Source organism: Thermostichus sp. MS-CIW-26, from assembly GCF_054059115.1.
Map to the genome: position 1 here is coordinate 1 of NZ_JBSSBV010000074.1, position 7,569 is coordinate 7,569.

The following is a 7,569-nucleotide window of genomic DNA, read 5'->3' on the forward strand; positions in this document are numbered from 1 at the left end:
TCAGGACTTGGGTCATGGTTCTATCATAACTTCCGCATTCCTCCCGACACTGACCCTACGGGTACAGTGCGGGGCTCCTGCGATTTCTAGCTGAGCCTCTACCCAACTTTATTTCCCAGGGCAACAGAAAACTTTCCCTACTGCTCTGCCTGCCTCAGGCCGGTCGCAAATAACCCTATCCGTTGCCGCCATCGCTAAGCTGGATAAGCGAGCTGAAATAACCTGAAAATTAAAAGACCGGGGATCCCGGCTATTCATTTTGGAATTGCCACCCTATGCTCAGAGTTGGACGGGACAGCATTGATTTTCTCGATCACTACGATGTGGTGGTGGTCGGCGGGGGGCACTCCGGCTGCGAGGCAGCGTTGGCAGCAGCGCGGCTGGGCTGTAACACCCTCATGCTGACATTGAATCTGGACAAGATCGCCTGGCAACCCTGTAACCCCGCCGTCGGCGGCCCGGCCAAATCGCAACTGGTACACGAAATCGATGCCCTCGGCGGCGAGATGGGCAAAATCACCGACCGCACCTATTTACAGAAGCGGGTGCTCAACCGCTCGCGGGGGCCGGCGGTGTGGGCGCTGCGGGCGCAAACCGACAAAAGGGAATATGCGCGGGTGATGCGCTCGGTGGTGGAAAACCAGCCTAACCTGACGATTCGCGAGGGCACTGTCACCGATTTGGTGTTGGGGCGCAACGACGAGGTGGTGGGCGTGGTCACCCATTTCGGCACCATCTTCGGCTGTCGGGCGGTGATCCTGACCACCGGTACGTTTTTGGGGGGGCGCATCTGGATTGGTCGCCACTGGCAAGCTGCCGGACGGGCAGGGGAATTTGCCGTGGAAGGGCTGACCGACACCCTGCGCCAACTGGGCTTTGAAACGGGCCGGCTGAAAACCGGCACCCCTGCCCGCGTGGATCGGCGCAGCGTGGATTTTTCGGTCATGGAGCGGCAACCGGGGGATCCCGATGTGCGCTGGTTTAGCTTCGACCCCGAGGTGTGGGTGCCAAGGGAGCAGATGGATTGCTACTTGACCCGCACCACCCCAGAGACCCACCGCATCATCCGGGAAAATCTCCACGAAACCCCTGTCTATGGCGGCTGGGTGGAGGCCAAAGGGCCCCGCTACTGCCCCAGCATCGAAGACAAGATTGTCCGCTTTGCCGACAAGGAAAGCCATCAGATTTTTATTGAGCCGGAAGGGCGGGATCTGCCGGAGCTCTACATCCAGGGGTTCTCCACGGGGATGCCTGAGAAAATCCAGATCCAGATGTTGCGCTCCTTGCCTGGCCTGGAGCGGTGCGTCATGCTGCGGCCTGCCTATGCGGTGGAATACGACTATCTGCCGGCCACCCAGCTCTACCCCACTCTGATGACCAAAAAAGTGCAGGGGTTGTTTTGCGCCGGCCAGATCAACGGCACCACCGGCTACGAAGAGGCGGCAGCTCAGGGGCTCATAGCCGGGATCAACGCCGCCCGCCTGGTTCAAGGCAAGCCCCTGGTCACCCTGCCGCGGGAGTCCAGCTACATCGGCACCCTCATCGACGATCTCTGCACCAAAGAACTGCGGGAGCCCTACCGCATGCTCACCAGCCGCTCCGAATACCGCCTCATCCTGCGCTCCGACAATGCCGACCAACGGCTCACCCCCCTGGGGCGAGAATGGGGCTTGATCGATGACCGGCGCTGGGCCCTGTTCCAAGCCAAGCAAGCGCGCATTGCCGCAGAAATCGAGCGCCTGGAAACGCAGCGGGTGAAGGCCCACGACCTGGCCGGCATCCAACTGAGCCAACTGACGGGGCAGGGGATCAAGGGATCCGCCACCCTGGCCGAGATCTTGCGCCGCAACCAGATTCACTACCCCCATCTCCTGGAACTGGGGCTGGGGGATGCGGAGCTGGATCCCTTTGAGCAGGAGGCGGCAGAGATTGCCGTCAAATACAGCGGCTACATCCAGCGGCAGCAGAGCCAAATTGAGCAGGTGAGCAAGCAGTACCACCGCCCTCTGCCCCCCGATCTAGACTACCACTCCATCCCCACCCTCTCCAAAGAGTCGCGGGATAAGCTCTCGGCGGTGCGCCCGCTAACCGTGGGCCAGGCGGCCCGCATCGGCGGTGTCAACCCCGCCGACATCAACGCGCTGCTCATCTACCTTGAGGTGAGGCAACGTCAGAGGTCGGCGGATCCCGTCTGTTCTTCTCTGTGAGCTCCGCCCCCATCCATGTAGAGGGAAGGGATCCCTTCTAGGGGCATGCGCGAGGCTACCCCCAGCTCCAGCGGCGAGACCTCCCCCCGCAGCCAGTGGCAGAGCCCAGCTGCCCCAATCATGGCGGCATTGTCGGTGCAGAGGGCTAGAGGCGGGATCACCACCCGCAACCCCCTTTGCCGGGCTGCTTCTGTGAGGCGGGCCCTCAGCTCCCGATTGGCAGCTACCCCTCCCGTCAGCAGCAGCGTCGAGAGGCCCAGCGCCTCGGCGCAGGCCACTGCCTTTTCGGTGAGCACATGGGTCAGACAGGCCTGGAAGCTGGCGGCAATGTCGGCAATGGGCAACTCCTGGCCTTGCTGCTGCAACTGCTGGACTAGGCGCAACACCGCCGTTTTCAGGCCACTGAAGCTTGTGTCGTAGGGATGCTCCACTTTGCCCTCGGGCAGGGGAAAGCGCTGCGGATCCCCCTGCTGAGCCCAGCGGTCAATCTGCGGTCCCCCCGGATAGCCCAGCCCCAGCAGCCGCGCCACTTTGTCAAACGCTTCGCCGGCAGCATCGTCGCGGGTGCGACCCACCGTCTGGTACTGCCCGTAGTCCTTCATCCAGATCAAGCTGGTGTGGCCCCCCGACACCAAAAGGCAGAGGCAGGGGGGGCGCAGATCGGGCTCGGCCAAAAAGCCGCTAAAGAGATGGCCCTCCAGATGGTGCACCCCGATCAGGGGCTTGTCGTGGAGCAAAGCCAAGGTCTTGGCCCCCATCAGCCCCACCAGCAGGGATCCCACCAGGCCCGGCGCACAAGTTACGGCAATGGCATCTACCTCGGCCACCTCCAATCCGGCCTGCTGCAGAGCCCTCTCCAGCACAAAGGGCAAGGTTTCCACATGCTGACGAGAGGCCACCTCCGGCACCACCCCCCCGTAAGCAGCATGAAGGTCGATTTGGCTGGCCACCACGGAGCTGAGCTGCCGTGGGGCAAACCCCGGCCAGGCTGCATCCGCCGTCACCACAGCCACAGCCGTTTCGTCACAACTGGTTTCGATGGCAAGGACGCAGGGCATGGGAGAGCAGGCTGGGCAAAAGGGATAGGAGAGCTTTGGGATACTTGAGATACTTGAATTAAGAATTGTGTGAGCTAAAACCCGGGATCCGTCGGGGCGAGGCGCTCAGGAGTATGATACTAACCGTTTAGTGCCTGTTTCTGCACTTAGCATCCCTTAGCATTTGGACAGATCTTAGACCCCTACCTCAAGGACACATCCTGCTATGCGAACCTTTTTAAGCCTTCTTTTGGCCCTTTGCATTGCGCTTGGCCTCGCCCAATCTGTGCAGGCAGAGCCCTTGATCGGTCTGAAACCTTGCAGCGAAGTTCCCGCTTTTCAGGCTCTGATGAACGAACGCCTGAGCAGCCTAGAGGAGAAGATCCTCAACGCCAGCCCTGCTATGGCTCCCGTCTACCAGCAAAAGCTGGCCCAAACCAGCAAGCGCTTTGAGCGCTACAGCAAGCTGCTCTGCGGCGAAGAGGGCCTGCCCCACCTGGTTACGGATGGTCGGTTGAACCATGCGGGCGAGTTTCTCATCCCCGGCTTGCTTTTTCTCTACATCGCCGGTTGGCTGGGCTGGGCAGGGCGCTCTTATCTGATTGCCGTGCGGAATAGCGACGAACCGGAGATGAAAGAAAGCATCATCGACGTTCCCTTGGCGCTGCGCTGTTTCCTCACGGCTTTGGCTTGGCCTGCTGCTGCTTTCAAGGAGATTGCCAGCGGCGAAATTCAAGAGCCGGAAGCGGCTGTGCCCATCTCCCCCCGCTGAGGAGCTGAGCCCGGCTTTCTAACTCGATTTATTTAACTTTTGAGAGGCGTCTATGGCTGATTTCACCAAGTTTCTCACCACTGCTCCGGTGGCATTTATCCTGTTTTCCAGCTTTGTTTTTGCCCTGTTCATCGAGATCAATCGCTTCTTCCCCGACATTTTGACGTTCTGAGTGTAGGCCAGGGATCCCCAGCGCAACCGACGCCCGGCGGGATCCCTGCTTTTTTTGAGCTTCTTTTCATACCCTTTTGAACCGGACACAGAGTTGCTGAAATGGTCGAACCCAATGCCGATCCTGCTCCGTTGAATATGGATAAGGGATACGTCACCGTCCCTGAGGGAGATCCGCAAATTGGCGATCTCTGGACACCGATTAACCACGCACCTGTTGTCCGGCTGTTGATCGACTGGCTGCCCATCAACCGACCGGGATTGAGTTCCATTTGGCGGGGCTTGGAAATCGGCATGGCCCACGGCTATTGGCTGGTAGGCCCCTTTGCCAAGCTGGGGCCGCTGCGCAATGAGCCCATCGGTCTGCTGAGCGGCTTTTTGGGAGCCTGTGGCCTCATCTTGATCCTGACGGCGGCCCTTTCTCTCTACGGCACTGTTACCTCGCAGCGCAACGCGGGGCCGGTAGAGGGATCCCAATCTTGGAGCGAATTGGCCGCTGGCTTTTTGGTAGGGGGTATGGGGGGGGCGGTCGTCGCCTACCTGCTTTTGCTGAATGCAGATCTCCTTGTCCCCGCATCTTAACTGGAGCTATTGGCCATCCGTTGGATCATCCACAACGTCTTTAATCGCTTCTCGAGCATCCTCGACTCCAGGGTGGGTGGCTGCCTTTGTTTGCTCGGCCTTACCTTCCAGCCTTTCACGCTGATCGCTGGCCAGCTCACCCACAATTTCTTGGATTTTGCTCTCCAGATTCTTGGCAGTAACTCCAACTGGCTTTTCAAGGCTCATAACATCAGCCCCTTAACCGGCTTTGCCCTGTCTACTCGATAGCACCTTTTCTCTCTGGGCCTCGTGATCCAAATCACCTGCAAGGGGGGAAAGAGCGCGAGTCAGGCTAGCAGACCAGAGGAAGCTTGTCTTAGCATGGACTGAATTCTGCAATGAGCCGATGACAGCGGTTCTAGACATTTTTTCTGCCTATCTTTCGTGAGCTGCTGTGAACGATCTGCTGTTCGAGCCCACTTCCGAAAGGCCCTCCTTTGCCGAGATTCGCCGCCTATCGCCCGCAGCCTTGGCCTACTTGGGAGACGCCATTTACGAACTGCACGTGCGGCGGCAACGATTATTTCCGCCAGATCGACTGGAGCGCTATCATCAGCAGGTGGTGAGGCGGGTGCGCGGCTCGGCTCAGGCTAAGCTGCTGTTGGCCCTGTTGCCCCATCTCAACCCCGAAGAGCAGGAAATTGTCCGCTGGGGTCGCAATGGCTGCGGTCGCCCACCCCGGCATCTGCCTCTGGCCGATTACCAAAACGCCAGCGGCCTGGAAACAGTTCTGGGCTATCTCTACCTGGCCAATCCCGAACGGCTGCGCCATATCCTCGCCCTCACTGATGTTTTGGCTGAGACCCTAGGCGAGTGGGAAGGTTAGGATAGTCTTTCCGTCTTTCCATCTTCCACGCCCATGCCCAAGACTTCTCAGCGCAAACCTGCTTCACGGCTGTCTCGCTCGGGCAAACTGCAGCCGCGAAGGGCAGGGCAATCCGTTAGCAAGCGGGTACAGCGGCCCAAACGCCGAGACGGGGATCCCAAGCTTGCCCTCCGAGAGGCTCCAGTGAAGCCCATCCGTCGCGACGCGCAACGGCAGTGGCCCCAAGGCAAGATGGCTCCTCAACCAGTAGGCGAGCTGGATCCCGGCCTCTCCACTGGCGAGACAGGGATCTTGCCAGGGGAAGTTCAGCCTCAGGCCGACGGGAATCCGGAGACCGAGCTGGAGCAAGAGATCATCTACGGTCGCCAGACAGTACTGGCTGCTTTGAAAAGTCAAGCCACCCTCAATCGGGTTTGGATCTTGCCGAAGTTGCGCTACAGCCCCCAATTTTTGTCTCTGTTGGAAGAAGCCAAAGCGCGGGGCACCGTTATCGACGAAGTGTCTCCAAAGCGGCTGAACGCCCTCACGGCTGGCGCCAACCACCAGGGTATCGCTGCCCAAGCCACGCCTTATCAGTACGTGGCCCTGGAGGATTTGGTGGAAAGAAGCCGGCAGGCCAGCCCCAATCCAGTGCTGGTAGTCCTAGACGGGATCCAGGATCCCCATAACTTGGGAGCCATTGCCCGTAGTGTGGAGGCTTTTGGCATGCAGGGGATGGTGATCCCACAACGGCGGGCAGCAGGGGTAACCTCGACGGTGATGAAGGTAGCGGCGGGAGCCCTCTCCACCTTGCCGGTGGCGCGGGTGGTGAATTTGAATCGGGCTTTGGAATACCTCAAAGAGCAGGGGTTTTGGGTTTATGGCACCACCAGCCGAGGGACTGACCTCATCTATAGAGCCGATTTTCAACGGCCCATTGCCTTGGTGGTGGGATCCGAGGGGGAAGGGATTAGCCTGCTCACACAGCGCCATTGTGACCAACTGCTGTCCATTCCCTTGGCAGGCCGTACTGAAAGCTTGAATGCTTCTGTGGCCGCCGGCATTGCCCTCTACGAAATCCACCGGCAGCGCTCTCCCCACCACCTCAAACGCCCTGAGGTTGATACATTCCTCAACAAATCGTCAATAAAAGTAGTAGAATCTAGGGGATTGCAAAAGGACATCCAATGATTGCTAGACTTGATAATGGGGGATGGATCCCGTGAGCAACCTTTTGGCCAATCTGTTGGATAAGCTGCGCGGCCTATCGGTCTGGATCGAGATCACCACCGAGGACTGTACCTACTACTACGGCCCCTTCTCCGATGAAGCTGAGGCGGAGCGGCTCAAAGGCCACTACATCGCCGACCTGCAAAAGGAAGGAGCCAAAAAGATCCAGGCTCTGGTGAAGAAAATGCGCCAGCCACAGTCTCTGACGGTGACCCGTACTCCGTCGGGAGCCCGTTCCTGATGTCTGCTACGGCTTATCAAGTAACCCTTCATCACCGCGGCCAAACCTACCGCTTCCCTGCCTCTGCGGATCAGACGGTTTTACAAGCTGCTCTTGAACACGGGATAGAGCTACCTTCCTCTTGTCAGGCGGGGGTTTGCACTACCTGTGCGGGGCGGCTGAGGTCGGGATCCGTGACTCAGACAGAGGCAATGGGGATTGGCCCAGAACTGCAGGCTCAGGGCTTTGTGCTGCTGTGTGTAGCCTATGCTACCTCTGATTTGGAGGTGGAAACTGATCAAGAGGAGGAGGTTTACCGTTTGCAGTTTGGCTCCTAACCGTGCCGGATTTCTGTTCAGGTCTACTTGTTAGCTTATGGGGGTGTGGGGGTAGCTAAGCCCCGCACTGTACCCGTAGGGTCAGTGCCGAGATACAGATACCCCCACATGGTGTATGATAGGAGTAGTTGCACAAAACGGCTTTTGCCGGAATCTGGTGCAACTACGCGGTAGGACATTCCGTGT

Annotated in this window: 10 protein-coding genes; 8 read left to right on the forward strand and 2 right to left on the reverse strand. The window is 59.1% G+C overall.

Annotated elements, in window-relative coordinates; translation table 11 throughout:
- Positions 1-275 precede the first annotated feature (275 nt).
- Positions 276-2,207, forward strand: a complete 1,932-nt coding sequence (gene mnmG / locus ACVWZU_RS14020; protein ID WP_457445516.1) for a tRNA uridine-5-carboxymethylaminomethyl(34) synthesis enzyme MnmG — start codon at positions 276-278, stop codon at positions 2,205-2,207.
- Here mnmG and tsaD read toward each other — a convergent pair.
- A complete protein-coding gene (gene tsaD, locus ACVWZU_RS14025; protein WP_457445518.1) occupies positions 2,171-3,265 on the reverse strand; it encodes a tRNA (adenosine(37)-N6)-threonylcarbamoyltransferase complex transferase subunit TsaD in 1,095 nt (364 codons plus the stop codon). The genes mnmG and tsaD overlap by 37 nt on opposite strands.
- Before the next feature lie 205 nt (positions 3,266-3,470).
- Between tsaD and ACVWZU_RS14030 the strand changes: the two genes are divergently transcribed.
- From ACVWZU_RS14030 to ACVWZU_RS14040, 3 genes are all read left to right on the forward strand, one after another.
- On the forward strand, positions 3,471-4,016 hold the full coding sequence (locus ACVWZU_RS14030; RefSeq protein WP_011434364.1) for a photosystem I reaction center subunit III: 546 nt from the start codon (positions 3,471-3,473) through the stop codon (positions 4,014-4,016).
- A 52-nt stretch (positions 4,017-4,068) separates the two neighbouring features.
- The gene (locus ACVWZU_RS14035) at positions 4,069-4,188 is read left to right on the forward strand and encodes a photosystem I reaction center subunit IX (protein WP_011434365.1); all 120 of its coding nucleotides are present in this window, start codon (positions 4,069-4,071) and stop codon (positions 4,186-4,188) included.
- 101 nt (positions 4,189-4,289) lie between these two features.
- Positions 4,290-4,769: a photosystem I reaction center protein subunit XI gene (locus ACVWZU_RS14040; protein WP_457445520.1), complete on the forward strand. Its 480-nt coding sequence runs from the start codon at positions 4,290-4,292 to the stop codon at positions 4,767-4,769.
- A 6-nt stretch (positions 4,770-4,775) separates the two neighbouring features.
- On the opposite strand, the gene ACVWZU_RS14045 is transcribed toward ACVWZU_RS14040, so the two are convergent.
- Positions 4,776-4,976, reverse strand: a complete 201-nt coding sequence (locus tag ACVWZU_RS14045) for a CsbD family protein (protein WP_041436874.1) — start codon at positions 4,974-4,976, stop codon at positions 4,776-4,778.
- Positions 4,977-5,184: 208 nt separating this feature from the next.
- On the opposite strand from ACVWZU_RS14045, the gene ACVWZU_RS14050 reads away from it, so the two are divergent.
- From ACVWZU_RS14050 to ACVWZU_RS14065, 4 genes are read left to right on the forward strand one after another with little or no spacing between them, the layout of a single operon-like run.
- The gene (locus ACVWZU_RS14050) at positions 5,185-5,616 is read left to right on the forward strand and encodes a ribonuclease III domain-containing protein (protein ID WP_457445522.1); all 432 of its coding nucleotides are present in this window, start codon (positions 5,185-5,187) and stop codon (positions 5,614-5,616) included.
- 33 nt (positions 5,617-5,649) lie between these two features.
- On the forward strand, positions 5,650-6,786 hold the full coding sequence (gene rlmB, locus ACVWZU_RS14055; protein ID WP_414400106.1) for a 23S rRNA (guanosine(2251)-2'-O)-methyltransferase RlmB: 1,137 nt from the start codon (positions 5,650-5,652) through the stop codon (positions 6,784-6,786).
- A 22-nt stretch (positions 6,787-6,808) separates the two neighbouring features.
- Positions 6,809-7,066 (forward strand): DUF1816 domain-containing protein, encoded by a 258-nt coding sequence (locus tag ACVWZU_RS14060; RefSeq protein WP_414384163.1) that lies wholly within the window; start codon positions 6,809-6,811, stop codon positions 7,064-7,066.
- A complete protein-coding gene (locus ACVWZU_RS14065) occupies positions 7,066-7,383 on the forward strand; it encodes a 2Fe-2S iron-sulfur cluster-binding protein (protein ID WP_414342213.1) in 318 nt (105 codons plus the stop codon). The genes ACVWZU_RS14060 and ACVWZU_RS14065 overlap by 1 nt, the downstream gene beginning before the upstream one ends.
- Positions 7,384-7,569 lie beyond the last annotated feature (186 nt).

Coding starts and splice junctions, on each gene's coding strand:
- tsaD (WP_457445518.1), bottom strand. CDS start 3,265: ATGCCCTGCGTCCTTGCCATCGAAACCAGTTGTGACGAAACGGCTGTG.
- ACVWZU_RS14065 (WP_414342213.1), top strand. CDS start 7,066: ATGTCTGCTACGGCTTATCAAGTAACCCTTCATCACCGCGGCCAAACC.
- ACVWZU_RS14045 (WP_041436874.1), bottom strand. CDS start 4,976: ATGAGCCTTGAAAAGCCAGTTGGAGTTACTGCCAAGAATCTGGAGAGC.
- ACVWZU_RS14035 (WP_011434365.1), top strand. CDS start 4,069: ATGGCTGATTTCACCAAGTTTCTCACCACTGCTCCGGTGGCATTTATC.
- ACVWZU_RS14030 (WP_011434364.1), top strand. CDS start 3,471: ATGCGAACCTTTTTAAGCCTTCTTTTGGCCCTTTGCATTGCGCTTGGC.
- ACVWZU_RS14040 (WP_457445520.1), top strand. CDS start 4,290: ATGGTCGAACCCAATGCCGATCCTGCTCCGTTGAATATGGATAAGGGA.
- ACVWZU_RS14060 (WP_414384163.1), top strand. CDS start 6,809: ATGGATCCCGTGAGCAACCTTTTGGCCAATCTGTTGGATAAGCTGCGC.
- mnmG (WP_457445516.1), top strand. CDS start 276: ATGCTCAGAGTTGGACGGGACAGCATTGATTTTCTCGATCACTACGAT.
- rlmB (WP_414400106.1), top strand. CDS start 5,650: ATGCCCAAGACTTCTCAGCGCAAACCTGCTTCACGGCTGTCTCGCTCG.